At 69.3% G+C, this 26,876-nt stretch carries 19 protein-coding genes and 1 pseudogene; 18 read left to right on the top strand and 2 right to left on the bottom strand.

The genetic code is table 11. The features are described from left to right. Nucleotides 1-36: 36 nt before the first annotated feature. The 12 genes and pseudogenes from OH804_RS05705 to OH804_RS05650 all read left to right on the top strand — a co-directional run. Nucleotides 37-606, top strand: a complete 570-nt coding sequence (locus OH804_RS05705; protein WP_406063300.1) for an SRPBCC family protein — start codon at nucleotides 37-39, stop codon at nucleotides 604-606. Further along, nucleotides 603-1,556: an Acg family FMN-binding oxidoreductase gene (locus OH804_RS05700; RefSeq protein WP_406063298.1), complete on the top strand. Its 954-nt coding sequence runs from the start codon at nucleotides 603-605 to the stop codon at nucleotides 1,554-1,556. Before OH804_RS05705 ends, OH804_RS05700 begins: the two co-directional genes overlap by 4 nt. Beyond that, nucleotides 1,553-2,029: a nitroreductase/quinone reductase family protein gene (locus tag OH804_RS05695; protein WP_406063296.1), complete on the top strand. Its 477-nt coding sequence runs from the start codon at nucleotides 1,553-1,555 to the stop codon at nucleotides 2,027-2,029. The genes OH804_RS05700 and OH804_RS05695 overlap by 4 nt, the downstream gene beginning before the upstream one ends. Before the next feature lie 115 nt (nucleotides 2,030-2,144). Then, nucleotides 2,145-4,547, top strand: coding sequence for a phosphoketolase (locus tag OH804_RS05690; protein WP_406063294.1), 2,403 nt, complete (start codon nucleotides 2,145-2,147; stop codon nucleotides 4,545-4,547). Between the two features lie 270 nt (nucleotides 4,548-4,817). Next, complete coding sequence (gene ppdK / locus OH804_RS05685) at nucleotides 4,818-7,475, top strand: pyruvate, phosphate dikinase (RefSeq protein WP_406063292.1); 2,658 nt, start codon at nucleotides 4,818-4,820, stop codon at nucleotides 7,473-7,475. A gap of 9 nt (nucleotides 7,476-7,484) precedes the next feature. Then, nucleotides 7,485-7,796 carry a hypothetical protein gene (locus tag OH804_RS05680; protein ID WP_196924113.1) on the top strand — a complete coding sequence of 104 codons (312 nt, stop codon included), beginning with the start codon at nucleotides 7,485-7,487 and terminating at the stop codon, nucleotides 7,794-7,796. Nucleotides 7,797-7,906: 110 nt separating this feature from the next. Beyond that, nucleotides 7,907-10,144, top strand: a complete 2,238-nt coding sequence (gene pflB, locus OH804_RS05675; RefSeq protein ID WP_406063290.1) for a formate C-acetyltransferase — start codon at nucleotides 7,907-7,909, stop codon at nucleotides 10,142-10,144. Next, the gene (pflA, locus tag OH804_RS05670) at nucleotides 10,144-10,893 is read left to right on the top strand and encodes a pyruvate formate-lyase-activating protein (RefSeq protein ID WP_406063288.1); all 750 of its coding nucleotides are present in this window, start codon (nucleotides 10,144-10,146) and stop codon (nucleotides 10,891-10,893) included. Before pflB ends, pflA begins: the two co-directional genes overlap by 1 nt. Nucleotides 10,894-11,076: 183 nt before the next feature. Continuing rightward, complete coding sequence (locus OH804_RS05665) at nucleotides 11,077-11,940, top strand: alpha/beta fold hydrolase (RefSeq protein ID WP_406063286.1); 864 nt, start codon at nucleotides 11,077-11,079, stop codon at nucleotides 11,938-11,940. A 334-nt stretch (nucleotides 11,941-12,274) separates the two neighbouring features. Then, nucleotides 12,275-13,768, top strand: coding sequence for a glucose-6-phosphate dehydrogenase (zwf, locus tag OH804_RS05660; protein WP_196924116.1), 1,494 nt, complete (start codon nucleotides 12,275-12,277; stop codon nucleotides 13,766-13,768). Nucleotides 13,769-14,027: 259 nt separating this feature from the next. Continuing rightward, nucleotides 14,028-15,818 carry a hypothetical protein gene (locus OH804_RS05655; protein WP_406063284.1) on the top strand — a complete coding sequence of 597 codons (1,791 nt, stop codon included), beginning with the start codon at nucleotides 14,028-14,030 and terminating at the stop codon, nucleotides 15,816-15,818. A 255-nt stretch (nucleotides 15,819-16,073) separates the two neighbouring features. After that, nucleotides 16,074-16,451, top strand: a pseudogene (locus tag OH804_RS05650) (DUF4240 domain-containing protein); the annotation flags it as partial. A gap of 260 nt (nucleotides 16,452-16,711) precedes the next feature. Here the strand turns inward: OH804_RS05650 and OH804_RS05645 are convergent. Beyond that, on the bottom strand, nucleotides 16,712-17,158 hold the full coding sequence (locus tag OH804_RS05645; RefSeq protein WP_196924118.1) for a DUF6896 domain-containing protein: 447 nt from the start codon (nucleotides 17,156-17,158) through the stop codon (nucleotides 16,712-16,714). Between OH804_RS05645 and OH804_RS05640 the strand changes: the two genes are divergently transcribed. Next, nucleotides 17,140-18,300 (top strand): epoxide hydrolase family protein, encoded by a 1,161-nt coding sequence (locus tag OH804_RS05640; RefSeq protein ID WP_196924119.1) that lies wholly within the window; start codon nucleotides 17,140-17,142, stop codon nucleotides 18,298-18,300. The genes OH804_RS05645 and OH804_RS05640 overlap by 19 nt on opposite strands. 254 nt (nucleotides 18,301-18,554) lie before the next feature. Here the strand turns inward: OH804_RS05640 and OH804_RS05635 are convergent, their stop codons facing one another. Continuing rightward, nucleotides 18,555-18,932 (bottom strand): hypothetical protein, encoded by a 378-nt coding sequence (locus tag OH804_RS05635; protein WP_196924120.1) that lies wholly within the window; start codon nucleotides 18,930-18,932, stop codon nucleotides 18,555-18,557. Between the two features lie 844 nt (nucleotides 18,933-19,776). Here OH804_RS05635 and OH804_RS05630 point away from each other — a divergent pair. Genes OH804_RS05630 through OH804_RS05610 form a run of 5 tightly spaced genes read left to right on the top strand, consistent with a single transcriptional unit; the run spans nucleotide 19,777 to nucleotide 26,635 of the window. Beyond that, nucleotides 19,777-21,903: a molybdopterin oxidoreductase family protein gene (locus OH804_RS05630; protein ID WP_406066446.1), complete on the top strand. Its 2,127-nt coding sequence runs from the start codon at nucleotides 19,777-19,779 to the stop codon at nucleotides 21,901-21,903. A gap of 16 nt (nucleotides 21,904-21,919) precedes the next feature. Further along, the gene (locus OH804_RS05625; RefSeq protein WP_196924121.1) at nucleotides 21,920-22,267 is read left to right on the top strand and encodes a molybdopterin oxidoreductase; all 348 of its coding nucleotides are present in this window, start codon (nucleotides 21,920-21,922) and stop codon (nucleotides 22,265-22,267) included. Continuing rightward, nucleotides 22,267-24,861 (top strand): nitrite reductase large subunit NirB, encoded by a 2,595-nt coding sequence (nirB, locus tag OH804_RS05620; RefSeq protein WP_406063280.1) that lies wholly within the window; start codon nucleotides 22,267-22,269, stop codon nucleotides 24,859-24,861. The genes OH804_RS05625 and nirB overlap by 1 nt, the downstream gene beginning before the upstream one ends. Further along, a complete protein-coding gene (locus OH804_RS05615) occupies nucleotides 24,861-25,190 on the top strand; it encodes a Rieske (2Fe-2S) protein (protein ID WP_196924123.1) in 330 nt (109 codons plus the stop codon). The genes nirB and OH804_RS05615 overlap by 1 nt, the downstream gene beginning before the upstream one ends. A 53-nt stretch (nucleotides 25,191-25,243) precedes the next feature. Continuing rightward, nucleotides 25,244-26,635, top strand: a complete 1,392-nt coding sequence (locus OH804_RS05610; protein ID WP_196924124.1) for a NarK/NasA family nitrate transporter — start codon at nucleotides 25,244-25,246, stop codon at nucleotides 26,633-26,635. Nucleotides 26,636-26,876 lie beyond the last annotated feature (241 nt).

Here is a 26,876-nt window from a genome sequence, read left to right as displayed (position 1 = left end):
CGGGAGGTGCCGCTTTCGCTCAGAAAGGGAGAGGCCATGAAGGGAACAGTGCTCCAACGACCCGGGCGGTTGCTCACGTGGGGAGCCACGACGGGCGAGGTGGCGGGCACGCTGCCCGGCGACGAGTTCCTCGCCGACCCGGACATCGTCTCCACCCGGGCAGTCACCATCGAGGCACCACCCAAGGCGGTCTGGCCCTGGCTCGTGCAGATGGGCAGCGGTCGCGGTGGCGCCTACACCTACGACTGGATCGAGAACCTCTTCGGGCTCGACATGCACAGCGCCGACGAGATCCTGCCACGGTTCCAGCACCTCGCCACCGGCGACGAACTACCGCTTGGCAGGAACGGGCCCGCCATGCGGGTCGAGATCCTCGACCCGGAGCGGACGCTGGTGTTCCGGTCCGCCGATGGCGCCTGGGTGTGGGCCTTCCACCTGCGGCCCGACGGGGCGGGCACCCGGCTGATCAGCCGCAACCGGATCGCACTGGCGGGCAGTCCGGGACCGGTTCGGATCGCGTACCGCCTGGTGATGGAACCGGGCAGTCTGATCATGGAACGCCGGATGCTGCTGGGTATCAAGCAGCGCGCGGAAGGCGCGTCATGAACCTGCTCGCCCGGTGCGTGGCGGCCGCGACGCTGGCCCCCTCGCTGCACAACAGCCAGCCATGGCTCTTCCGCGTCAGCGGCCGGGAGGTGCGGGTGTACGCGGACCGCAGCCGCCAACTCGACGCGCTGGACGCGTCCGGGCGCGAACTCCTGATCAGTGTCGGTGCGGCAGTGTTCACCCTGCGGCTGGCTCTGCGGGCAGAGGGTTGGCGCACGACGTACGTCCTCTTCCCGGAACCGGACTCGCCCGACCTGGTGGCCCGGGTGCTGCTCGATCGCGAATCCCCACCGCCGGAAACCGTGACGACGTTGGCCGAAGCGATCGCCCGGCGGCACACCAATCGGTGGCCGTTCGCCGACTCGGCGGTTTCTGCCGACGCGATCGAGGAGCTGACCGTGGCCGCCGCGGACCAGGGGGTGGCACTCACGGTCGCCGGTCCGGTCACCCGCAACGCCATCCTGGGGCTCGGGCACCAGGCTGAGCGCCGGCTGCGCACGAGCGGCCGCTACCGGGCCGAGCTGAGCCGCTGGACGAGGCCCGCGTCGGGCCGCCACGACGGCATCCCAGCCGCCGCCATCGGACCGTGGGACGCCCTCGAACGAATGCCGATCCGAGACTTCGGCCTCGTCCACCCACAACCCTGGCGGACAAGTGAGTTCTTCGAGGCGCACCCGACCATCGCCGTGCTCGCGACGCTCGGTGACGGCCCGCACGACTGGGTACGCGCCGGTCAGGCCCTTCAGCACGTCCTGCTGGCGGCCACCCGGCTGAGGCTGGCCACCACTCCCATCAGCCAACCGGTCGAGGTTCCGGCGATCCGCGAACTGCTCACCGACACCGCGGCCGGCCGTTGGGCCCAGATGATCATCCGGATCGGATACGGACCACAGGCCGCGGTGACACCGCGCCGGCCGCTGTCCGAGGTTCTGCGAAGGAGCGACCAGTGACCATTCGACGATCATGGCGCGCCCGGATGTACCGGGGAGGACGCCCCGGTCGCCTGGCGCGGGTGCTCAACCGGATCGCCGCTGCCCAGCACAGCAGCGGATTCCTGGCACCGTCGGGTTGGGTGACAGTGGAAGTGGTCGGCCGCAGAAGCGGGCGGACGGTGGCCGTGCCGTTGGTGATGACCATTCATGGCGGGGAGCGCTACCTGGTCTCGATGCTCGGGCGCCGGGCCAACTGGGTGGCCAACGTGCGGGCTGCCGACGGTGCGGCCACCCTTCGGCGTGGCCGGCGGGAGTCGGTCCGGTTGGTCGAGGTGGACGTGGCGGAACGAGCGCCGATCCTGCGCGAGTATCTCGCCAAGGCACCGGGCGCCCGCCCGCACTTCCCGGTCGATCGGCATTCCCCACTCGCTGAGTTCATGACGATCGCGCCGGATTACCCGGTATTCCTGATCAGACCGGCGGTGCCCTGAGGTCCCGGAACTGGGGGCCGAACGTCCCTCGGCGGACGGCTTCTGGCCCTTGGGGGCGACGTCGGCCGGGCCTAGCGTGACTCCTGACAAGCCGAGATCTGTGAAAGGAGCCGCCGTGACCGCGGTCGTATCCGAGCCCCGTACGCTCGCCGAGCTCGACGACACCGAACTCGCCCGTCTGGACGCGTGGTGGCGGGCGAACAACTACCTGACCATCGGGCAGATTTACCTGCAGGGCAACCCGTTGCTGCGCGAGCCCCTGTCGGCTGAGCACATCAAGCCACGCCTGCTCGGTCACTGGGGAACCAGCCCCGGTCTGTCGCTGATCTACGCACACGTCTCCCGGCTGATCCGGCACACCGGTCAGCAGGCGATCTACCTGGCCGGTCCGGGTCACGGCGGCCCGGCACTGGTGGCCGCCGGCTACCTGGAAGGCACCTACAGCGGGATCTACCCGGACGTCAGTCAGGATGAGGCCGGGATGCTGCGCCTGTTCCGGCAGTTCTCCAGCCCGGGCGGTATCCCGTCGCACGTGTCGGTGACCACCCCCGGCTCCATCCACGAGGGCGGCGAACTGGGCTACGTCCTGGTCCACGCGTTCGGCGCGGTCATGGACAACCCGGACCTGCTGGCCATCGCGGTGGTGGGCGACGGTGAGGCCGAGACCGGGCCCCTCGAGGGCTCCTGGAAGGGCGTGTCCTTTCTCAACCCCGAGCGCGACGGCGCGGTCCTGCCGATCCTGCACCTCAACGACGCCAAGATCTCCGGCCCCACCGTGCTGGGGCGCAAGGATCCCGAGGAGGTACGCAACCTGCTGCGTGGCCACGGCTACGACGTCATCGAGGTCGAGGGCTCCGACCTGCCCGGCATGCACCACCGCTTCGCCGCCGCCCTCGTCACTGCCTGGACGAGGATCCGCGACATCCAGACCGCCGCGCGCGACGGTTCCTGGGACGGTACCCGCCCGGCCTGGCCGCTGATCATCCTGCGGTCACCGAAGGGCTGGACCGGGCCGGACTCCGTCGACGGGATCACCGTCACCGGGACCTGGCGGTCGCACCAGGTGCCGCTGTCCGGCGTCAAGGACAATCCGGAGCACCTCGCACTGCTCGAACGCTGGCTCAAGTCGTACCGTCCGGAGGAGCTGTTCGATTCCGCCGGCGCGCCCGTGGCGTTGATCCGGGACCAGGCTCCCGACGGTGACCTACGGATGAGCGCCAGCCCGCATGCCAACGGCGGGGTGCTGACCCGCGATCTGGACCTGCCGGACTTCCGTGCCTACGCGGTCGACGTGCCCCGGCCCGCACAGCGGCGGGCCGAGTCGACGCGCAAGCTGGGCGAGATGATGCGTGACATCTACGCCCGCAACGCCGACCGGTTCCGGTTGTTCTGCCCCGACGAGACCAACAGCAACCGGCTCGGTTCCGTCTTCGAGGTCTCCGACCGCGCCTTCATGGAGCGCGTGACGTCAGAGGATGTGGCGATCAGCCGCCACGGCCGGGTCATGGAGGTGCTCAGCGAGCACAACTGCCACGGCTGGCTGGAGGGCTACAACCTGACCGGTCGGCACGGCATGTTCGCCACGTACGAGGCGTTCGCCATGGTCAGCGCCTCCCAGACCGTGCAGCACGGCAAGTGGTTGCAGGAGGCCAAGAATCTGCCGTGGCGCGAGAAGGTACCCAGCCTCAACGTGCTGCTCACCTCGACGGCGTGGCGCAACGACCACAACGGCTTCTCCCACCAGGGGCCCGGCCTGATCCAGGTGGTGCTGACCCAGCGCGGCGACGTCGCCCGGGTGTACCTGCCGCCGGACGCCAACACCCTGCTCTCGGTGGCCGACCACTGCTTCCGGTCGCGGTCCTACATCAACCTGATCGTGATCGACAAGCAGCCGCAGCTGCAGTACCTCTCCATGGACGAGGCGATCGAGCACTGCGCCCGCGGCGCGGGCGTCTGGGACTGGGCCGGCACCGACGACGGCACCGGCGACCCCGACATCGTCCTCGCCTGCGCCGGCGACGTCGTCACCATGGAGACGGTCGCGGCCGCACAGATCCTGCGCGACCGGTTGCCCGGCTTCAAGGTCCGCGTGGTCAACGTGGTCGACCTGATGACGCTGGTCCGGCCCAAGGACCACCCGCACGGCATGAACGAGACCTTGTTCACCGAGCTGTTCACCGACACCGTCGACGTGGTGTTCTCCTTCCACGGCTACCCCGGCGCGATCCACCAGCTCGTGCACGGCCGCCCCGACGCGGACCGGTTCCGCGTCCGCGGCTTCATCGAGCAGGGCACGACCACCACCCCGTTCGACATGACGGTGCGCAACAAGGCGTCGCGGTACCACCTCGTGATGGACGCCATCAACAACGCCAGGCGCCTCCCCCGCGGCGCCGCGGACCTCAAGGCCTGGTGCCAGAGTCAGCTCGACCGCCACGAGGCGTACGTGGTGGAGCACCTGGAGGACATGCCCGAGGTCCGCGACTGGGCGCTCGGCGACTGGGCCGCACGCGGCTGAGCTTCACCGAGACGGTGGCGCCGGCGGGCGCCGCCGTCTCCCGGCGATGCCCGGCGGCAGCGGCGGGACCTCGAGGCGGGTGGCGGTCAGCCACCCGCCTCCCCGCTTCCCACCTGTGACGGTAGAGGCCCGCAAAGACGCAGGTCAGGGCCGCAAGAGCGCGTCACCACGCGCGTCGCGCCACGGCCCGTCGATGGGGGTCGTCCGGCCCTACGGCGAAGAACCCCGACCGGTCTACAAAGGAAGGAAAGGGAAGGGGTGACAAGTGCCATGACCCGATACGTCTACGACTTCACCGACGGCAACAAGGACCTCAAGGACCTGCTCGGCGGCAAGGGCGCCAACCTGGCCGAGATGACCCTGATGGGCCTGCCGGTGCCGCCAGGGTTCACCGTCACCACCGAGGCGTGCCGCGCCTACCTGCGCACCGGCACGATGCCCGCGGGCCTGCTCACCGAGGTCCAACACCACCTGCGGCTGATGCAGAACCGGATGGGCAAGACCTTCGGTGACGCCGCAGATCCGCTGTTGCTGTCGGTGCGGTCCGGTGCCAAGTTCTCGATGCCGGGAATGATGGAGACAATCCTGGACATCGGCCTGAACGACGCGAGCGTGGTCGGCCTCGGCCGGCAGAGCGCGGATCAGCGGTTCGCCTGGGACTCGTACCGGCGCCTGATCCAGATGTTCGGCAAGACGGTTTTCGACGTTCCCGGCGAAGCTTTCGAAGAGGAGCTGACGGCCGCGCGGTCGATCGCGGGCGTCGCAACGGACCCGGAACTCGGCACGACTCAACTACAGGACCTGGTACACGCGTACAAGAAGGTGTTCCACCAGCACACCGGCCGAGACTTTCCACAGGCACCGCACGAACAGCTGTTCCTGGCGATCGCAGCGGTGTTCCGCTCGTGGAACGCCGAACGCGCCATCCTGTACCGCCGGCAGGAGCGCATCCCGCAGGACCTGGGCACCGCGGTCAACGTCATGGCGATGGTCTTCGGCAACCGGGGGGAGAACTCCGGAACCGGGGTCGCCTTCACCCGGGACCCGGCCACCGGACGGCGTGGCGTCTACGGCGACTACCTGCGCAACGCTCAGGGGGAGGACGTGGTCGCCGGGATCCGCAACGCTGTGCCGCTGGCCGAGCTCGCCGCCATCGATCCAGCGAGCCATCGGCAGCTGCTGTCGATCATGCAGCGGCTCGAGCAGCGTTACCGCGATCTGTGCGACATCGAGTTCACCATCGAGAACGGCAGGTTGTGGATGCTGCAGACCCGGGTCGGCAAGCGCACCCCGGCCGCCGCGTTCGTCATCGCCGCCCAGTTGGTCGACGAGGGCCGCATCACCCTGCATGAGGCACTGCAGCGGGTCACCGGTGAGCAACTGGCCCAGCTGATGTTCCCCAGTTTCGACACCACCGCCGCTCCCCCACCGCTGACCACCGGCGTGCCGGCCTCTCCGGGCGCGTCCGTCGGCGCGATCGTCTTCGACTCGGCCGCCGCGGTGGCGGCGACCGAGCCGGTCATCCTGGTGCGCCGGGAGACCAATCCCGACGACCTGCCCGGCATGATCGCTGCTCAAGGCATCCTGACCTCGCGCGGCGGCAAGACGTCACACGCCGCGGTGGTCGCCCGCGGCATGGGCAAGACGTGTGTCTGCGGCACCGAGGAACTACGCATCGACGGCGACGCCGTCACCGTGGCGGGTCGCACCCTGCACGCCGGTGACATCATCTCGATCGACGGCACCACCGGGAACGTCTACCCGGGATCGGTCGCCGTGCGGCCCTCCGCGGTGGTGCGGTACTTCGAGGGCGAGCTGGCGGCGCACGGCGACCCGCTGCTCTCCGCGGTGGAGCGGCTGATGGCCCACGCCGATCACCAGGCCCGGCTCGACGTGCACGCCAACGCCGACACCGCCGTCGACGCCACCCGAGCCCGCCGCTTCGGCGCCACCGGGGTCGGCTTGTGCCGCACCGAGCACATGTTCCTCGGCGACCGCCGCCGGCTGGTCGAGCGGCTGATCCTGGCCGAGGATGACGCCGCCCGCTCCGAAGCCCTCCAGGCGCTGCTGCCCTTGCAGCGGGCCGACTTCGAGGAGCTGTTCGCCGCGATGGACGGGCTGCCGGTGACCGTGCGGCTCATCGACCCACCGCTGCACGAGTTCCTGCCCCCGCTGGAGGAGCTGACCGCCCGGGTGGCCCACGCAGAGGCGCTCGGCGTGGACCCGGGCCACGACCGCACACTGCTGACCGCGGTGCGGCGCATGCACGAGCAGAACCCGATGCTCGGGCTGCGCGGCGTACGCCTGGGCCTGGTGATCCCGGGTCTGTTCGCCATGCAGGTCCGCGCGATCGCGCAGGCCGCGGCCGCTCGCATCGCCGCAGGCGGCGACCCCCAGCCGGAGATCATGGTTCCGCTGGTCGGAGCGGTTCAAGAACTCGAGACGGTACGCGCGGAAGCGGAGTCGGTGCTGGCGAGCGTGCCCGGTGCGCCGCCGATCCGGCTCGGCACCATGATCGAGGTGCCCCGGGCCGCCCTGACCGCCGGGCAGATCGCCGGCGTCGCCGAATTCTTCTCGTTCGGCACCAACGACCTGACCCAGATGGCATGGGGCTTCTCCCGCGACGACGTGGAAGGCGCGTTCTTCGGCCGGTACCTCGAGCTGGGCATCTTCTCGGTATCACCGTTCGAGAGCATCGACCGCGACGGCGTGGGCGAGCTCGTCCGCACCGCCGTCCGACGCGGCCGCGCCATCCGGCCCGACCTGACCATCGGGGTGTGCGGCGAGCACGGCGGCGATCCGGCCTCGGTGCGCTTCTTCCACGACGCCGGCCTGGACTACGTGTCCTGCTCGCCGTTCCGGGTGCCGATCGCCCGGCTCGAGGCCGGTCGCGCCGCGAGCGCAGCGGCCGGCTCGGACAGCCGGTAGGAGGTCACGATGACAACGACGGTGACACCGGTTCGCCGTGGCGATCGGGAGATCGGCGCCTACATCGACGGACGCTTCGTGCCGGCAGTGGATGCCACCACCGTCGCGCTGGCCGCGCTGGCCACCGCGGCGGTAGCCACCGCGGCGGTGTCGGCGGGCCTGGCCATGCGTCGGCGCCCGGCGATCGGCACGGTGACGATGGGTCCCGGCGGCTGGATCAGTCTCAAGCGCACCGGCAGGCCACCGCTGCGCGCCGCTTCGACGAGCCGGCCCTGGTGGGCGCACCTGTTGCGGGCACACCGGCTCGTCGAGCAGCGCTGAGCGTTCCGTCCGCCCTGGAGGTCCCGGACGGTCCCGACCCGTCCGGGACCTCTGACCCTTAAGCCGCGAGTGGTCGCTCGGCAATGCTGGGAGGAGATGAAGGAGGAGTAATGGCCACCACATCGCACGAAGCCTGGCACGGGTTCCGCGGCACCGGCTGGCGCGAGACGATCGACGTCGGCGGATTCATCCACGACAACATCGAGCCGTACACCGGCGGGCCGGAGTTCCTGACCGGGCCGACGCACCGTACCGAACGGATCTGGCGGCGGCTGCAGCGCATGTTCGTCGAGGAGACCCGTCGCGGAGTCTACGACGTGGACGCGCACACCCCGTCCACGATCACCTCACACGAGCCGGGCTACCTCGACCAGGACCATGAGCTCATCGTGGGCCTGCAGACCAGCGCGCCGCTGCGCCGCGCGATCATGCCTAACGGCGGGCTGCGGATGGTGGAGGCCGGCCTCAAGGCGTACGGCTTCACCCTCGACCCGGCCGTGCAGGCGATCTTCAGCCGGTACCGCAAGACCCACAACGACGGCGTCTTCGACGCCTACCCGGCCGACGTGAAGGCCGCCCGCCGCTCGCACATCATCACCGGCTTGCCGGACGCGTACGGCCGGGGCCGGATCATCGGCGACTACCGGCGCGTCGCGCTGTACGGGGTGGACCGCCTGGTCGCCGAGCGCCGGGCGGTGAAGGCGTCGCTCGACGCTCAGCTGTCATCGGACGACGTGATCCGCGACCGTGAGGAGCTGGCCGAGCAGATTCGGTCGCTGGAGGAGCTGCGTTTCATGGCCAGCCGGTACGGATGTGACATCTCCGGCCCGGCGAGCACCGGCCACGAGGCGATCCAGTGGCTGTACTTCGCCTACCTGGCGGCCACCAAGGAGCAGAACGGCGCGGCAATGTCCCTGGGCCGGACCGCCACGTTCGTCGACGTCTACCTGCAGCGTGACATCGAAGAGGGCCGGCTCACCGAGCGGGAGGCGCAGGAACTGGTCGACGACTTCGTCATCAAGCTGCGGATCATCCGGTTCCTGCGCACGCCCGAGTACGACCAGTTGTTCTCCGGCGATCCGACCTGGGTGACCGAGGCGCTCGGGGGAATCGGCTGCGACGGCCGCCCGCTGGTCACCCGCACGAGCTTCCGCTACCTGCAGACCCTGTACAACCTGGGTCCGGCCCCGGAACCGAACCTGACAGTGTTGTGGTCGCCGGCGCTGCCCGAGGGGTTCAAGCGGTTCTGCGCCCAGGTCTCCATCGACACGAGCGCCATCCAGTACGAGAACGACGACCTGATCCGGCCCGCGTACAGCGACGACACCGCCATCGCCTGCTGCGTGTCGGCCATGCGGGTGGGAAAGGACATGCAGTTCTTCGGCGCCCGCGCCAACCTCGCCAAGGCCCTGTTGTACGCGATCAACGGCGGCCGCGACGAGATGACCGGCGAGCAGGTCTTCGTCGCCGAACCGATCGCCGACGACGTGCTCGACTACGACGAGGTCCTGGCCGCGTACGACCGGACGCTGGACTGGCTGGCCGAGACCTACGTCGACGCGCTCAACGTCATCCACTACATGCACGACAAGTACGCCTACGAGCGCATCGAGATGGCCCTCCACGACTACCCCGTGCACCGCTTCCTCGCCACCGGCATCGCCGGCCTGTCGGTCGCCGTGGACAGCCTGAGCGCCATCAAGCACGCCCATGTCAAGGTGCTGCGCGATGAGAACGGTCTGGCCGTCGACTACGCCGTGGACGGAGACTTCCCGGCGTTCGGCAACAACGACGACCGCGCCGACGCGATCGCCGTCGACCTGGTCGAACGATTCATGGCCAAGATCCGGCGGCAGCCCAGCTACCGGGGCGCCGAGCCTTCGCTCTCTGTTCTCACGATCACCTCGAACGTCGTCTACGGCAGGCACACCGGCAACACGCCCGACGGGCGACGCGCCGGTGAGCCGTTCGCGCCGGGCGCGAACCCGATGAACGGCCGCGACACGCACGGCATGGTCGCCGCCGCGCTGTCGGTCGCCAAGTTGCCGTACCGCTGCGCGCGCGACGGGATCTCGCTGACGATCACCGTCGCTCCGGACGGCCTCGGCCACACCCGTGACGAACGGATCATCAACCTCGCCGGCGTGCTCGACGGCTACACCGACAGCGGCGGTTTCCACATGAACGTCAACGTGTTGAACCGGGCGACACTCGAGGACGCCATGGCCCACCCGGATAAGTACCCGCAGCTGACCATCCGGGTCTCCGGGTACGCGGTGAACTTCGTCAGGCTCACTCCCGAGCAGCAGCGCGACGTCATCTCCCGGACCTTCCACGGATCGCTGTGATGACCGCCGTCACGGCCCCGGTGACCGGCTCGCTCCACTCCTTCGACATCTCCACCGGAGTGGACGGGCCGGGCACCCGGTTCGTCGCGTTCCTGGCCGGCTGCCCGCTGCGCTGCCTCTACTGCCACAGCCCCGACACCCAGTACCGTCGTTTCGGCCGACCCACCTCCGTCGACGACCTGCTCACCGAGATCCGCCGCTACGAACGCTTCCTGAAGGTCGCCCACGGCGGCGTCACCCTCAGCGGCGGGGAACCGCTGCAACAGCCCGCCTTCACCCGCGAGGTGCTGCGCCAGTGCAAGGAGATGCGGCTGCACACCGCCCTGGACACCAGCGGCCTGCTCGGCGACCGCGCCGACAACGCCCTGCTCGACGCCACCGACCTGGTGCTGCTCGACATCAAGTCCGGCGACCCGGCCACGTACCGGACGGTGACCCGAACCGGGCGGCTGGCGCCGACCGTGCGGTTCGCGCACCGCCTGGCCGACCGCGGCGTGCCGATCTGGGTCCGTTTCGTCCTCGTGCCCGGCCTCACCGACGATCCGCGCAACGTCGACGCGGTCGCCTCCATCGCAGCAGACGTGCCCACCGTCGAACGCGTCGAGGTGCTGCCCTTCCACCGGCTCGGCGCTCAGAAGTACGCCGCCCTCGGCCTGCCGTTCCCGCTGGCGGACACGCAGCCACCGGATGAGGCGCTGCTGCATCGGGTCCGTGGCCAGTTCCACGATCACGGGCTGACAGTGTATTGAGCAGGGCGGCGTTGACACCGACCCGACCCCGGCGACGGGTTGCCCGGTATTCGGCATCTGAGGCGGTGGTGCCGGCGTGAGCCCGGGGTGTCGAGCGCCCTCATCGGCCGCCGCACAGTTCCGGTGCCCGGTCACGGCGATGAGTGGATGTTTGCTCGGCGGGTGATCGGATACTTGTCGCCCATGTTCGACGGTTTCGAGGACGAGCGGATCGACGTCGGGGAGGTGGAGCTCCGGGTCCGGTATGCGGGGCACGGACCTGCGGTCCTCCTCATCCACGGACATCCGCGTACGGGATCGACGTGGCATCGAGTCGCGCCGCAGCTGATTGATCGCGGGTTCACCGTCGTCTGCCCCGACATGCGCGGCTACGGGCAATCAGGCAAGGCGACGATCCTCGCGGATCACTCCCAGCAGTCCAAGCGGGTGGTTGCCGCGGACCTGATCCAGCTGATGGCTGAACTGGGCCACCCGGCGTTCGCCACGGTCGGGCACGACCGTGGGTCGTACGTGGCGTTACGCCTGGCGCTCGATCACCCCGATTCGGTCAGTCATCTGGTGGTCATCGACGGCGTACCCATCAGCGAGGCCCTCGCCCGCTGCGATGCGAAGTTCGCCCATGACTGGTACCACTGGTTCTTCTTTGCCCAGCCGGACAAGCCGGAGCGAGCCATCGCCGCCGACCCCGATGCCTGGTACGCCGATAAGGCCCGGCCCGAGAGCATGGGAGCCGAGAACTACCAGGAGTTCCGGCAGGCCATCCACGATGCGGCCACCGTGCGGGCCATGCTGGAGGACTACCGGGCCGGCCTCGGCGTCGACCGAGCGCACGAGGAAGCCGACCGGCGTGACGGCCGCACTGTCCGCTGCCCCACTCTCCTGCTGTGGTCGACCCGGGACGACCTGGAAGACCTGTACGGCGATCCGTTAGCCATCTGGCGCCCCTGGGCCGCCGATCTCCGCGGGTACTCGATTGAGTCCGGCCACCACGTCGCCGAGGAGAACCCCGACGACCTGACCGCAGCGCTGCACCGCTTCCTGTCCTGAGCCTCCGGCCCCGCACGGAACCACCCGGACCTTATCCAGGGCACAATCCCCGCGGTGTCGAACTGGTCGAGAGTGACGCCGCCGTCGGCGAGCCCGTTGACCGCCCCGGGCCGCCTAGCCACGATCATTCGTACCACCACATCGCGCGCCGACAGACCGCACCGAATCGCCACCGAGTCGCCTACCCGTCAGCCCGGCATGCGACGCTCAAGCTCCAAGACCAACGGGCCACGCCGCGTGGCCCCCGGACGCCACCGCCATAGCCGCACAATTCCTGGCATGACAGACGGCACCCACTGACCCCACACCCCTTGTGCCCGGAGGAACGCAGACCATGGACCACACCTCTCAGCTCATCCAGGAGCGGAGTGCCCCGCCGGCCACGCTGGTGATCTTCGGTGCCTCCGGTGACCTGACCCGGCGTAAGCTGCTGCCCGCAATCGAGAGCCTGGCTCGGCACGAGCGGCTCCCGGACCAGTTCGCGCTGGTCGGCGTCGCGCGCACGTCGATGACCGACGAGCAGTTCGCCGAGAGCGCCCTCGGCGAACGCACCCTCGCCAGCAAGCGCCAGCTCCAGGGCGGCGTGCGGTACGTGGCCGGCGGCTACGACGACCCGGAGACCTACAAGCGGCTCGTGGAGACCCTCGACGAGTTGGACGCACAGCGGGGCACCTCCGGCAACCGGCTCTTCTACCTGTCCACTCCGGCCGGGGCGTTCGAGCCGGTGATCCACGGACTGGCCGGTGTCGGGCTCAACCAGCCACGCGAAGGCTCCTTCTCCCGCCTGGTCATCGAGAAGCCGTACGGGCGCGACCTGGTCACGGCCCGCGAGCTCGACGGCGTCGTGCACAGCGCGTTCGACGAGCACCAGGTCTTTCGTATCGATCACTATCTGGGCAAGGACACCGTCCAGAACGTGCTGGCGCTGCGCTTCGCGAACTCGATCTTCCAGCCCATCTGGGATCGCTCCTGGGTCGACCATGTGCAGATCACCGTCGCCGAGACCCTCGGCGTCGGCAGCCGCGGTGGCTTCTACGAGGACGCCGGCGCGATGCGGGACATCGTGCAGAACCACGTGCTCCAGGTTCTCGCGCTGGCACTGATGGAGCCACCGGCCTCATTCGAGGCTGAGGGCCTACGCAACGAAAAGGTGAAACTGCTGCAGGCGATCCGGCTCCCCACCGACCGGGACATCGCCGAGGCCGCGGTCCGGGGACAGTACACCCGGGGCGGCACGCGGGAGGAGCTGATGGCCGGCTACCGCGACGAGGCCGGCGTCGACCCCCTGTCGCGGACCGAGACCTACGCCGCGATGCGGCTCAACGTGGACAACTGGCGCTGGGCCGGGGTGCCGTTCTACGTACGCACCGGCAAGCGGCTGCCGGCCCGGCTCACCGAGGTGGCACTGCAGTTCCAGCGGCCGCCGCACCTGCCGATCCCGACCGACCAGCTCACCGGCCTCGATGCTGACGCGCTGATCCTGCGGATCCAGCCGAACGAGGGCATCTCGCTGCGCTTCGGTGCCAAAGTGCCGGGCCACTCGTTCCGGGTCCGCACCGCCACAATGGAGTTCTCCTACGACCAGACGTTCGTCGAGGAGTCCCCGGAGGCGTACGAGCGTCTGCTCCTGGACGCGTTGATCGGTGACGCGTCGCTGTTCATCCGTAGCGACGAGGTGCAGCAGTGCTGGCGGATCGTCGACCCGATCATCGACAACTGGGAGAAGGACAACTCGCCGATCCCCACCTACGAGGCCGCCTCCTGGGGCCCGACCGACGCCGACCGGCTCATCGGCCGGCACGGCCGCAAGTGGCGCAACTCCGCGTGACCCTGCCACAACGAGTGTGACCGCGCTGCTGAGCCTGATCGCTTGGTCGCACCATCGGCGCGCAGCGGTGGGTGGGAGCCGGCTCGCACCCACCGCCGGCGTCATCTGTCGCGACCCGGACAGCGTCCACATGCTCAGCGATGTGGGCGGCACCAGGTGCATCGCGCCTGGTCGAACTGAGGCAAAGCTGGCACGGCGGTCGGACGCGAAAACCGCAATTCCGTAAAAATAGCCGCACTAGGTGCGTAACGTGCCGGACATGTTCGCTCGCACAACGCGTAACCTGTTGCTCACAGCGCTCGGGATGGGCATGCTCGCCGGTGCCGGTCAACTCGGCATCGCGTTCAGCCTCGGCATCGTCCAGCTCGCCGGCGCCTCCACCGGCGCCGCCGTCAACCAGTGGCCTGCACAGCTCGTCTGGGTGGCCTGGTTCGCGGCACACGCCGCCGTAGCCGGCACCGTCGTCGCCGCACGCCTGGCCCGCCGGTACGGGGCGCTGCGGAGCACGGGCAGATTGGTGGCCGTAGCCGCCGCCGCCGCACTGGGCGCCACCGTCGTGGCGCCGCTCTGCATCCGGCCAGCCCAGGCCGCCGAGCGCTTCTCTGTGGACCCGATCTGGGCCCTCGGCATCTGCGCGACCCTCGGCGCGCTGGTTGGCGCGGGTGCCGCGATCGCCGTACTGGTGAAGCCGCCACTGGGTTGGAACATGGCGGCAGTGGGCGGCATCGTTTGGCTGCTGGCGCTCGTCTCGGTCGTCCCGTCGCTCGCAACCGCTGGGCCGTTGCCCGCCGTACGGCTCGGTGTGCTGGAGCCGGCCTGGCTCGACGCCGACGCGGCACACCGGCTGGCGATCCTGACTCTGCCGTCGGTGGCCCTGCTCATCGGCGCGGCGACCGGCGGGCTGGCCCGCTGGCGCGGGCATCCGCCGCTGGTCAACGGCGTGACCGGCGCAGCCGGCACGGTGCTGGTCGCGTTCACCTATCTGACCGCCGGTCCCGGCGACGCCGTCGACCGGTACCAGATCACGCCGTACTACGGGGCGCTGCTCGCCGTCGCCGCCGGTGTGCTCGGCTCGGCCGCCGCCGCGTCGTTCCGATGGCCGCTCCTGCCGCGCACCGCCGAAACACGGGTCGACGAGTCAGCCGACATCCTCCGTCCGCTGGCCGCCGGTCCCGCCGTGCGGCAGGCCACGAGGCCGGCCGTTGGTGGCACGACCGACGAGCCGGAGCCCGTCGACCTGGCCGGCACGGGGCCGGTCGCCGGCGCGACCGCAGCGAAGCTCCCGACCGCAGCCGAACCGCTGAGCTTCGGTGCACCGGTTGTTACCGCCGCATTGGCCGCACCCGCCGACCTCGACGACACCCCGGCGACATCGGAACCGGCCCCCGCTACGGCGGCCCACCTTCCCGCGGGACCTGGCGGGGACGGCTCCGGGACGGCGGAGGCGGAGGTCGACAACACCGAGCCCGAAGGGATGCCGCCCGACGGGGGCCTCGTCGCTCCGGGGACCCTCCGGATGTACCAGCCGCCGAAGACCGACCGGACGCGGGTTCAGGCGATCTGGCCGGTCGTTCCGGCGCGGCGGGTGCCGCCCTCGGCCGAGCCCGCTCCGGGTGCCGAGGCGACCCCGTCAGCCGGCACGCAAGAGAGGCCCGAACCGGCGCTCCCACCTCGGCACCGGCCGCCACTGCCCAACCTGAGCCGGGCCGCGAACTGGGACGCCCTCGCGACCGCCCGGCGCGCCGGGCCTACGCGCACGACCGATGGCGTGCCGACCCGCCCCGCCGGGACCGACCCGGTCCCCGCGCCGGCCGACCCGGCATCCGGCGTCGAGGCGGGACGGGCCAGCGGGCGGCTGGGCCTGTTCCGGCGCAACAAGTCCCGGGCCGACGGGGGCACCCCAGCGGACGGCGAGCCGCTGCCGAGGCAGGACGCGGAGTTCGTCGACTGGGTGACCCAGCTGGGCAATCCGGTGGCGGACAACGAGCCGGATCAGCAAGGCGGTCACCGGTCACTCCGCTCCACCGGCAGCCACCACAGCGGCCGTTAGAAGTTCTTAAGTACTCCGGCCGCACCTGGTGGAGTTCCACCGCGCCGGCCCACTCCGTCCGGCTGATGCCCCCCTCGTCGAAGTGCGACCGTAAGGATCGGAGCAGGCGCGGGTGTGGACGCGAGGCGGCCACCGCCAGATCTGAAGTTATGTCCACGTGCGGAAGCAGATCCAGCATGATTGCGGGCACCACCCCACGCCGGATGAGCCGGGCAGAAATCACGGCCCCGATGACCGCACTCGGCGACATCACCGCAGGGCATCCTCGAGTTCCAGGAGCTGTTCGATCAGCTCCATGACGCCCTCTATCGCTGGGACGTGTGGGCGGCGGCGTACCTGATCGGCGGGGGATGCTCGGACGACAGTTTCATCGATTTCCGGGCGGGGGTCATCGCGCTCGGGCGCGAGTGGTACGAACGTGTCCTGGCCTCGCCCGACGGACTGGCTGACCATCCCGTGGTACGACAAGCGGCGATCGAGGCAGATGACGGCACGCTGTTCGCCGAGTCGGTGAACTACGTGGCCAGCGAGGCCTACGAGCAGGTAACGGGTGGTGACGACGATGCCTTCTACGAGGCGATGAAGGCCCGCCGGCACAGTGCGGTCGGCGTTGACGAGGCCCGCGGTTCCTGAGTGATCAGCAGCTGGAAGTACAGCGGCCCAGACAGGATCGCCATCGCCAGTTCCAGGTCGAAGTGGGGTGCCTTGACAGTCCTTGGATGACCCTCGCGAGTTGGAGCTCTCGACGTCCCCAGCAGCCCGCTCCCGCTGGCAGAGCCGCTACGAATGGCGGTCGACACCGGACAGCCCAGGCACCCACCCAGCGGCAGATCCGGATTCCTGCGACGTGCGATGGTTCAAGGCGGACGGCGGTTGGCTGCTGTGTGGGTGTCTCAGGCTGAGCCACCTGAAGCATCAGGCAACGCGAACCAGCGGCCCTCGACCACCTCGCGTAGGTGACCCGCCCGGGCAAGGCGGCTACAGGCCTCGACGATGTCCTCATGGTTGTAGCCGTCATCGGCGGCTTCATCAAGGAACCAGCGAACGCGCCAAGCGTCGAATGCTTCAACCGCGCACCCGAGGACGGGATCGGTGACCAAGTCGACGTCGACTTCTCTACCTTCGGAGCTGACCATGCGGCACCCTGCGCCGTGGACGGTGTACCCGATCCCGCTACGGGTGAGGCCCTCCCGGGGCAGTTCCCGCCGCGAGCGAACCGCTGTCAGAAGATCCGCGATGTCCGCGATGGGAAGCAAGTCGGCAAGTAGCCGACCACGAATATCGCGCAAATCAGCGGCGAACCGCCGAACAGCGGCAGTCGGTGAAGCATCCCGCGCCATGCGTCGAGTATGAGCGTGTCTCAGCTGACGAAGGCGGCTATTTGTTCGGCCCGCCGGTGCTGGGTCTCGCTGAGGCTGCCCGCGTCGTCGCCGACCGGGCTTTACCTGCTTGTCGTGCGCAAACCGGTGGTGAGGGCACCGAGCCGGGTTACCTGCGCGAGCTGCTGAGCCAGTGGCAGGGTTTCGATTGGCCGGCCTTCGAGAAGACGCTCAACGAGCTGCCGCACTACCGATTCGAGGGTACGCATTTCGTCCACGCCCGCGGCCGGGGGCCAGACCCGCTACCTATCGTGCTCACCCACGGCTGGCCCGGCAGTTTCCTGGAATACCGCGACCTCATCCCGCTGCTCACCGAGCCCGACGACCCGGCCGACGCTTTCGACGTGGTGGTGCCGTCGCTGCCGGGGTTTAAGTTCTCCGACTGGCCGGCATCCCCGGGCGTGGTCAACGCCCTCGTCGCGGACCGCTGGCATCGGCTGATGACCGAAGGGCTCGGCTACCGCACGTTCGCCGCCCACGGCAGCGACCTCGGCGCGGGCGTCACCACGCAGCTCGCCAAGCTGCATCCGAGGAGTGTCACCGGCATCCTCCTGAGCGCCACGGCGATGCCGCGGCCGCAGCAGCCGTGGAGCGACGCGGAGCAGCGGTACCTCGCATGGATGGACGAGTGGCAAGCCGCCGAGGGCGCTTATGCACATCAACACGCGACGAAACCCCAAACCTTGGGGTACGGGTTGACCGACTCCCCCGCCGGGCTGGCCGGCTGGATCGTCGAGAAGTACCGCGACTGGTCGGACAGTCACGGCGACGTCGACGCACGGATCGGCCGTGCGCACCTCCTCGCGACGCTCACGCTCTACTGGGCCACGGGCACCATTACGCCGTCGATCCGGATGTACTACGAGCACCGCCGGCAACCCACGCCGGTGACCGAGCGAATCCCGGTGCCGGCCGGCTTCGCGCTCTTCCCCAACGAGTTCGTGCCGCTGCCTAAGCCGCCGCGTGAGCTGGCCGAGCGTTTCTACCAGGTCGAACGCTGGACCGAGCTGCCGCGCGGCGGACATTTCCCGGCCATCGAGGAGCCTCGGCTGCTCGCCGAGGAGCTGCGAGCGTTCTTCCGCCCGCTGCGCGCGCAAGTGTGACCCGTTCGCGCAGCGCAGCGCTCTGACAACAACTGATGGCCAACGCCGACCAGATGGTGAGGGCCTCCGCCGAGGAGGAAACTCGTCGGTATAACTCAGCCGATGGATGCCATCGCCGCACCGCTGAAGCCTCATCATGGTGCCGGTGCTGTGGGGTCGTAGACGGAGACCCCCGGAGAGATCCGCGGGCCTCCGTCTCCATTACCGTTCAGTGGCTGCGATGTTCGTGCAACGGCGCTGCAAGAACTGCCGCACTAATGAGTTACAGGCTTCCAGCCGGAACAGGTGTCATCGCCCCAATCGTCCTCGCAGACCTGGATCTTTGCGACATAACCAGAGAGGTTTCCGCTCCTGCACCCGCCAGCCGACCCATCACTGTCCCAGTATTTGGCGTCAAATCCCCCAATGTAGTTTTCGTAGCTGTCGCGGAATTGTGCATAAACGCCGTTGCCGTCCTTCTCCACGTCGCATACCTCGAACCAGTTGCTCCAGGCTGGGTTGGTTGCGGCGTAGTCGCTACCTTCAAAAGCGTATGTGTTGGCGGCCAAGGCTGGACTTGCGGCGGACAATGCGAGCCCAAGCGCGGCGAGCGCCGTAAAACCTACTCGCGCCCGTGTCCTGCGTGTGGTCATTCCGTGAACCTCCTATGGGATGTTAATAGCGGCGGGATCAGAGTCAGCGGGCACGCACGTCGATGAACAATGCCTACACTCCCCGCGTTGCGAGCATTCTCCCGGTTATAACTGTCGGGGCGCCAAACGTTTGCCGGAGAAGGAAAAGCTGCTGGTCACGTGCCTTCGAGGTTCGCCCTCCGGGGTTACGCGTAGTGTCCGATAGCGCAGGCCATTAGCAGAGCAACCAGGAACACGTCGCGTTCCGCCCCGCTGCTCAACAGCGCACATCACCACCACGACTCCGGCGGATCTTCGCCGAGTTCCTCGCCGGCATCGGCCTCTTCGCCATCGCCGAAGGACTCACCGCCAACCACGTGGCTGTTGGCCGCTCAGCACGCCCCGCTCACAGAACAGACGCACCGCTGGCTGCTCACGCTACGCAACGACCCCACTGAGGAAGCATCCGTGCGTCAGGCCGCAGCCGCGCCTCAACGGGATCTGAAGCCCGCACACCCTTAAACGCGCCAGTCCGCACAACCACGGCAACGCCGATCCGGCCGGCACATCGTCCAGACGGCGTCACGCGACGAGGAAGACATCGGCGACAGCACCACCCACGTCAGATGCACCCACCCGCCGAGCGACCGCCCACCTCAACCAGGCGCGGAATCAGGCGAACCGAGGCGCCGGCGCCAGCACTGGGGAACATCTCCCGGATCCGGTTGAGGATCTCAAAGCAGCGTTTGCGTGGGCCACGAAGACCTCCTGGTTGGCGGAGCAGCCGAGGGTCGCAGAGCGTTACGACCTCGGTATGGATCGGAAACAGTGCCCGGCAAACATCGGACGGGTGAGCGCATCGTCCATGATCGATACGCACTGCCCCTACTGCGCCATGCAGTGCGGGATATCCCTGACGATCGGCGACGGGCCGCCTCTGCTGGGGCCCAACGACTTCCCGGTCAACAGGGGCGGTCTGTGCGCCAAGGGATGGACGGCTGCCGACCTTCTCGACCACAGTGACCGGCTGCGGAGCCCGCTCGTCCGTAAGGATCCCGCCGACCGCACCAGCCCGTTGCGACCGGCAAGCTGGGACGAGGCCCTCGACCGTATCGTCGACGCCATCCGTACCAGCCAACACCGGTACGGCCCCGACAGCGTCGGGGCCTTCGGTGGCGGCGGGCTGACCAACGAAAAGGCGTACGCGCTGGGCAAGTTCGTCCGGGTGGCGCTGCGGTCGGCGTCGATCGACTACAACGGCCGGTTCTGCATGTCGTCCGCGGCGACCGCTTCGAACCGCTCCCTCGGGATCGACCGTGGCCTGCCGTTCCCCCTGGCCGACATCGCCCAGGCGCAGGCCGTGCTGCTGGTGGGCGCAAATCCGGCTGACGCGCTGCCGCCGTCCATGCAGTACTTCGACGCCGGACGGGCCGCCGGCGCGCGGCACGTCGTCGTCGACCCCCGCCGTACGACCACCGTGGGGGGAGCTCATCTCCACCTGCAGCCACTGCCGGGCACGGACCTCGCACTGGCGAACGGGCTGCTGCACATCGCGATCCGCGAGGGCCTGGTCGACGAGACGTACGTGCGCGATCGTACGAGTGGCTTCGACGCGGTCCGGGCAACCGTCGCGGCGTACTGGCCGGACCGGGTGGAGCGGATGACCGGCGTACCGGAACGGGACCTGCGGGAGACGGTACGGCTGCTGGCGACCGCGACGTCGGCGATGGTGCTCACCGCTCGCGGCGCCGAGCAGCACAGCAACGGCACGGACACCGCGCAGGCGTACCTCAATCTGGCCCTCGCCCTGGGCCTACCCGGACGGCCCTTCTCCGGCTACGGCACGGTCACCGGGCAGGGCAACGGGCAGGGTGGCCGCGAGCATGGACAGAAAGCCGATCAACTGCCCGGCTACCGGCGCCTGGACGACCCCGCGGCGCGCGCACACGTCGCGGCCGTCTGGGGCATCGACCCGGACGAGCTGCCCCGGCCGGGCCGGTCGGCTTGGGAGATGCTCGACCGGCTCGGGACCGACGACGGAGTACGCGTGCTGCTCGTGTTCGCCAGCAACATCGCCGTGTCGGCCCCGCACACCAACCGGGTGATGGACCGGCTGCAGGCACTGGACTTGCTGGTCGTCTCCGACATCTTCCTCTCCGAGACCGCAGCCGTGGCCGACGTGGTGCTGCCCACGGCTCAGTGGGCGGAGGAGGAGGGCACGATGACGAACCTGGAGGGGCGCGTCATCCGCCGTAAGCGGGCCCTGTCGCCGCCGCCGCAGGTCCGCACCGACCTGCGGATGCTCGCCGACCTCGCCGGTCGGCTCGGGCGCGGCCGCTACTTCGACGACGATCCGCGCCGCGTCTTCGACGAGTTGCGCCGGGCCAGCGCCGGCGGGACGGCCGACTACGCCGGAATCACGTACGAGCGCATCGAGGCGGAGCAGGGAGTCTTCTGGCCGTGCCCGAGCGAGGACCATCCCGGTACGCCGCGGCTGTTCACCGACCAGTTCCCGACCGCCGATGGGCGGGCGAAGTTCTTCCGGGTGGAGCACCGCGATCCGGCGGAACTGCCCGACGCCGACTATCCGTATGTGCTGACCACCGGCCGCAACATGCAGCATTACCAGAGCGGCAACCAGACCCGCAGGGTCGCCGCCCTGACCATGGCGCTGCCGGATGCCCGGGCGGAGCTGCATCCGGACCTCGCCCTCCGGCACGGCATCGCCGACAACGACGTGGTGGAACTGCGCAGCCGACGCGGGCGGGCTCTCTTTCGGGCGCGCCTGACCAACGGCATCCGCCGCGACACCATTTTCGCACCGTTCCACTGGGCCGGCAGCTCCGCGGTGAACGCGCTGACCGACCCGGCGCTGGACCGCCATTCGCGGATGCCGGCCTTCAAGTCCTGCGCGGTGTCGATCGCGCGCGCGGGCGGCCCGGACGACACGGACCTGTTGACCACCCGACCGCCCAATCCAGCACCTCAATGAGCAAGGGAGCGTCGCTGTGCACACCACTCCCCGTTTCTTGCAAGGCGTCTACAGCTTTGAGGGCAAGGGCCTCGACCGGCCCGGGCTCGTCGACGGCACGCTCAGCTACGTGGTGCCGGGCGGCGTCGTTGCCCAGCCGGTCTACTTCCGGGGCGGCAATGCCAGTGATGAGCTGATCTGTGTCCTGCTCATGCGCGACGGCCAGCCGATGCGGTACTTCCCGATCGGCGCCAAGTCCGACGTCCACGTGCCGCTGCGGGTGGTCGAGGACCTCGACTCCGGCACCGGTATCGAGGTGCACGTGGCGGCGCCCGCCGGGGTGTCCGGCACCGTGATCGTCGACCTGGGGCTGGTCGAGGTCTGATGGACGCCGTCGACCAGCGCCGGCGCCTTGTCGTGGTGGGCAACGGGATGGCCGGCGCCCGCACGGTCGAGGAGATCCTCGAACGCGGCGGGGGCGACCAGTTCGCCATCACGATGTTCGGCGAGGAGCCGTACGGCAACTACAACCGCATCCTGCTCTCCAACGTGCTCTCCGGGGTCGACGACGAGGCGGGCATCTTCCTCAACGACATGTCGTGGTACGCCGAGAACGGGATCACCCTGCACGCCGGCACCCGGGTCATCCGCATCGACCGCTTCGCGCGACGGATCTACGCGGACGACGGCACCGAGACGCCGTACGACAAGCTGATCATCGCCACCGGCAGCCGGGCGTTCGTCCCGCCGATTCCCGGCATCCACCGCCCGGGGCGCGGCTACCACCAGGGGGTGTTCGCATTTCGCACCATCGACGACACCCGCAACATGATCCGGTACGCCCGCGAGCATGAGCGCGCGGTGGTGATCGGCGGCGGCCTGCTCGGTCTGGAAGCCGCCCGCGGCCTACAGAATCACCTGGCCCACGTGACCCTGGTGCACGCCGCCGGCCATCTGATGAACGCTCAACTGGACGCTCAGGCGGGGGCGATCCTGCGGCGCAGCATCGAGCGACTCGGCATCGAGGTCGTCCTCGGCGCGCACACCACCGAGGTGCTCGGCAAGCACGCCGTGACGGGAGTCAAGCTCAAGGACGGTCGGACCGTGGCCTGCGACGTCGTCGTCGTGGCCGCCGGCATCCGGGCGAATGCCGAGATGGCCGCGACCAGCGGGCTGCCGGTGGAGCGGGGCATCGTCGTCGACGACCAGATGCGCGTGCAGGACGAGGTCGACATCTACTCCGTCGGCGAGTGCGTCCAGCACCGCGGCGAGACGTACGGCCTGGTGGCTCCGCTGTGGGAGCAGGCGCGAGTGCTCGCCGACCACATCACCGGGACGAACCCGAACGCGGCGTACCACGGCTCTCGGCTGGCCACGAAGCTCAAGGTAGCGGGCGTGGACGTGGCTTCGATGGGCCTGAAGGAGGCGGAACGCGACGACGACGAGACCGTCGTTTTCGCCGAGCCGCGCAAGGGCGTCTACAAGAGCATCATCATCCGCGACGACCGGCTTGTCGGCGCGACCCTCCTCGGCGACGTGCAGAAGGTCGCGTTCCTCATGCAGGCCTTCGACCGTGGGCTTGCCCTGCCGAAGGAGCGGGTCGAGATGTTGTTCGACCTCGGCGCGCCGTCGGCCGACGTGAGTGCCGCGGAGCTCGGCGACGACGTGCAGGTGTGCAACTGCAACGGCGTCACCAAGCGGGCGCTGGTCGACACCGTGCAGGGCGGCGTGAAGACGCTCACCGGTGTCATGGACGCCACCCGTGCCGGCAAGGGCTGCGGGTCGTGCAAGGGCCTGGTCGCCCAGATCGTCGAGTGGGCCGCTGACGGCAAGGTCGAGGACGACCCGGCCGCGAGCTGGTATGTCCCCGGTGTGCCGATGCCCAAGGCGGAGCTGATGGCGGTGATCCGCGAACACGGCCTGAAATCCGTCTCCGCGGTGTTCGCCACCCTCGTGCCCGGCGGCGAGGAGGACGCGAAGAGCAAGATGGGCCTGGCCTCGCTGCTGCGGATGATGTGGGGCGACGAGTACGTCGACGAACGCGACGCCCGCTTCATCAACGACCGGGTGCACGCCAACATCCAACGAGACGGCACCTTCTCGGTCGTCCCCCAGATCAAGGGCGGCGTGACCACACCGGCGCAGCTCAAGCGGATCGCCGAGGTGGCCGAGAAGTACTCCGTACCACTGGTAAAGATCACCGGCGGCCAGCGCATCGATCTGCTCGGCATCCGCAAGGAAGACCTGCCGAGCGTGTGGGCGGACCTCGACATGCCGTCCGGGTACGCGTACGGCAAGAGCTTCCGGACGGTCAAGACCTGCGTCGGCTCCGACTTCTGCCGCTTCGGCGTCGGCGACTCCACCGCTCTCGGCATCGCGATCGAGGATCGGTTCAAGGCCATCGAGGGCCCCGGCAAGATGAAGCTTGCCGTCACCGGCTGCCCCCGTAACTGCGCCGAGGCGTACGTGAAGGATCTTGGTGTGGTCGCCATCGACGGCGGCAGGTGGGAGATCTACGTCGGCGGGGCCGCCGGCGCCCACGTCCGCAAGGGGGACCTCCTCGCCGTCGTCGACTCGCCCGACGAGGTCATCACGCTGACCGGCCGGTTCCTGCAGTACTACCGGGAGAGCGCGAACTGGTTGGAACGCACGTACGCGTGGGTGCCGCGCCTCGGCATCGACCACATCCGGGCGGTGGTCGTCGACGACAGCGACGGCATCGCGGCGCGGCTCGACGCGGCCATGGCTGCCTCCGTCGCCGCGTACCGGGACCCGTGGCTGGAACGGCGCGACCCGGTCACTCCAGGGCAGTTCCGCACCTCCCTTCCGTTGGCGGTCCTGCCTCAGGTGCCGGTCCGCGAAACCGTACCGGTCGCTGTCCCGGGGCCGGTGGTGCCGTCGATCGGCTCCGCCGTGCCGGGGGGCGGCTCGGCCGACAACGGGAACGGTGCCGGTCCGGCATCCGCGAGGCGGGTGTGATGGCCAGGCTCGTCGCCGTGGAACACCAGCTCGGGCCGGTCGACGAGATCCCCCTCGGGGAGGGACGTGCCTACGCCGTGGGCGACGACATGATCGCCGTCTTCCGGCTGCGTGATGGCAGCCTGCGCGCGGTGTCGGCGGTCTGCCCACACGCCGGCGGGCCGCTCGCGGACGGCCTGGTGGATATGAAGGTCGTCGTCTGCCCCCTGCACCAGAACACCTTCGAGTTGGCGACCGGCTGTTCGACCACCGGCCAGTCCCCACTCACCGTGTACCCGGTCCGCGCCGACGCCGACGGACGCCTGGTGGTGGGTCTGCCGCCGGCCTGAGGAACGAAGCAATCACGGTGTCGAGCGGACCGAGGACTCACCTGGGAGGAACCATGACCACGGCCGTGCCCGGCAGCATCGAGCAGGACCCGCGCAGCCTGACCCTTCGCGGACACTGGATCGACGACTGGCGGCCCGAGGACCCCATCTTCTGGGAACGCCGGGGATCCCGCATCGCCCGGCGCAACCTGATCTTCTCCATCTTCTCCGAACACATCGGCTTCTCCATCTGGACGATGTGGTCGGTGCTGGTGCTGTTCCTCGGGCCGCAGTACGGCATCGATCCGGCCGGGAAATTCCTGCTCACCGCCGTGCCCGCACTGGTCGGGTCGGTACTGCGGATCCCGTACACCCTTGCCGTGGCCCGGTTCGGCGGCCGCAACTGGACCGTCATCAGCGCGTCGCTGCTGCTGATCCCGAGCCTGCTCGGCGCCTTCCTGATCCGGCCCGGCGTCTCGTACTCGACGCTGGTGCTCATCGCCGCGCTGGCCGGCGTCGGCGGCGGGAACTTCGCCTCCTCGATGGCGAACATCAACGCGTACTACCCCGACCGGCTCAAGGGTTGGGCGCTGGGCATCAACGCCGGAGGCGGCAACCTCGGCGTCGCCGCGGTCCAGCTCGTCGGCCTGTTCGTGCTGGCAGTCCTGGGGACGGCCAGTCCCGGCATCGTCGCCGGCATCTACCTGCCGGCGATCGTGCTGGCCGCGCTCGGTTCCGCGATGTTCATGGACAACCTCAGCCATGCCCGCAACGAGAAACGGGCCATGCGTGACGTCACCCGCGAACCGCACACCTGGATCATGTCCCTGCTCTACATCGGCACGTTCGGGTCGTTCATCGGCTTCGGGTTCGCCTTCGGCCAGGTGCTTCAGGTGCAGTTCGCCGACACCTTCGACACCCCGGTGAAGGCCGCGTACCTGACGTTCCTCGGACCGCTGCTCGGCTCGCTCATCCGTCCGGTGGGCGGCGTGCTGGCCGACCGGCTCGGTGGGGCCCGGGTCACCTTCGTGAACTTCGTGGCGATGGCGGCCGGCGCGTCGATCGTCCTGCTCGCCTCCCAGCAACGTTCGCTGCCGTTGTACCTGGTCGGCTTCATCGCGCTGTTCGTGTTCAGCGGCATCGGCAACGGCTCGACGTACAAGATGATCCCGGCGATCTTCCGGGCCAGGTGCGGTGTGCAGTTGACCGCCGGCGGTGCGGCCGACCCGCATGACCGGGCGGCGGAGCACGAGGCCCGGCGCCTCTCCGGCGCGCTCATCGGCGTCGCCGGTGCCATCGGCGCGTTTGGCGGAGTCCTCGTCAATCTTGCCTTCCGGCAGTCGTTCCTGGCCTACAAGACCGCGGATGCGGCCTACATCGCCTTCATCGCCTTCTACGCGATCTGCTTCGTCATCACCTGGTTCGTGTACATGCGCCCGTCGCCCGGGAGACTTGAGGGCGTCTGACAGCCGCCAGCCTGGCCCGGGTCAGCGTCAGAGCGCGGTCGGTAGACAGGCGTGGATCGAGTGCGGCGATGCCCCTTCCGACCTGACCGACGCCGAGTGGGATCATCGAGCCGGTGCGGCTGGGCGGACCTGTGGACGGACACCACCCAGTGCCCGGTCACCCGCAAGACCGTGCCGTGCGGCCGGTTGCACCTGTATACCGACGTCGCCGCCGCCCGCCGTACGACGAACGACGGCAAGG

Source organism: Micromonospora sp. NBC_00860 (genome assembly GCF_045207375.1).
GTDB classification, from domain to species: Bacteria; Actinomycetota; Actinomycetes; order Mycobacteriales; family Micromonosporaceae; genus Micromonospora; species Micromonospora vinacea.
The sequence above is the reverse complement of the archived record's forward strand: the minus strand, read 5'-3'. Positions and strand labels throughout refer to the sequence as shown.

What these genes read in the sequence shown, in the direction of transcription:
- OH804_RS05705 (WP_406063300.1), top strand. Translation starts at nt 37, where the DNA reads ATGAAGGGAACAGTGCTCCAACGACCCGGGCGGTTGCTCACGTGGGGA.
- OH804_RS05700 (WP_406063298.1), top strand. Translation starts at nt 603, where the DNA reads ATGAACCTGCTCGCCCGGTGCGTGGCGGCCGCGACGCTGGCCCCCTCG.
- ppdK (WP_406063292.1), top strand. Translation starts at nt 4,818, where the DNA reads ATGACCCGATACGTCTACGACTTCACCGACGGCAACAAGGACCTCAAG.
- OH804_RS05680 (WP_196924113.1), top strand. Translation starts at nt 7,485, where the DNA reads ATGACAACGACGGTGACACCGGTTCGCCGTGGCGATCGGGAGATCGGC.
- pflB (WP_406063290.1), top strand. Translation starts at nt 7,907, where the DNA reads ATGGCCACCACATCGCACGAAGCCTGGCACGGGTTCCGCGGCACCGGC.
- pflA (WP_406063288.1), top strand. Translation starts at nt 10,144, where the DNA reads ATGACCGCCGTCACGGCCCCGGTGACCGGCTCGCTCCACTCCTTCGAC.
- OH804_RS05665 (WP_406063286.1), top strand. Translation starts at nt 11,077, where the DNA reads ATGTTCGACGGTTTCGAGGACGAGCGGATCGACGTCGGGGAGGTGGAG.
- zwf (WP_196924116.1), top strand. Translation starts at nt 12,275, where the DNA reads ATGGACCACACCTCTCAGCTCATCCAGGAGCGGAGTGCCCCGCCGGCC.
- OH804_RS05655 (WP_406063284.1), top strand. Translation starts at nt 14,028, where the DNA reads ATGTTCGCTCGCACAACGCGTAACCTGTTGCTCACAGCGCTCGGGATG.
- OH804_RS05645 (WP_196924118.1), bottom strand. Translation starts at nt 17,158, where the DNA reads ATGGCGCGGGATGCTTCACCGACTGCCGCTGTTCGGCGGTTCGCCGCT.
- OH804_RS05635 (WP_196924120.1), bottom strand. Translation starts at nt 18,932, where the DNA reads ATGACCACACGCAGGACACGGGCGCGAGTAGGTTTTACGGCGCTCGCC.
- OH804_RS05630 (WP_406066446.1), top strand. Translation starts at nt 19,777, where the DNA reads ATGATCGATACGCACTGCCCCTACTGCGCCATGCAGTGCGGGATATCC.
- nirB (WP_406063280.1), top strand. Translation starts at nt 22,267, where the DNA reads ATGGACGCCGTCGACCAGCGCCGGCGCCTTGTCGTGGTGGGCAACGGG.
- OH804_RS05615 (WP_196924123.1), top strand. Translation starts at nt 24,861, where the DNA reads ATGGCCAGGCTCGTCGCCGTGGAACACCAGCTCGGGCCGGTCGACGAG.
- OH804_RS05610 (WP_196924124.1), top strand. Translation starts at nt 25,244, where the DNA reads ATGACCACGGCCGTGCCCGGCAGCATCGAGCAGGACCCGCGCAGCCTG.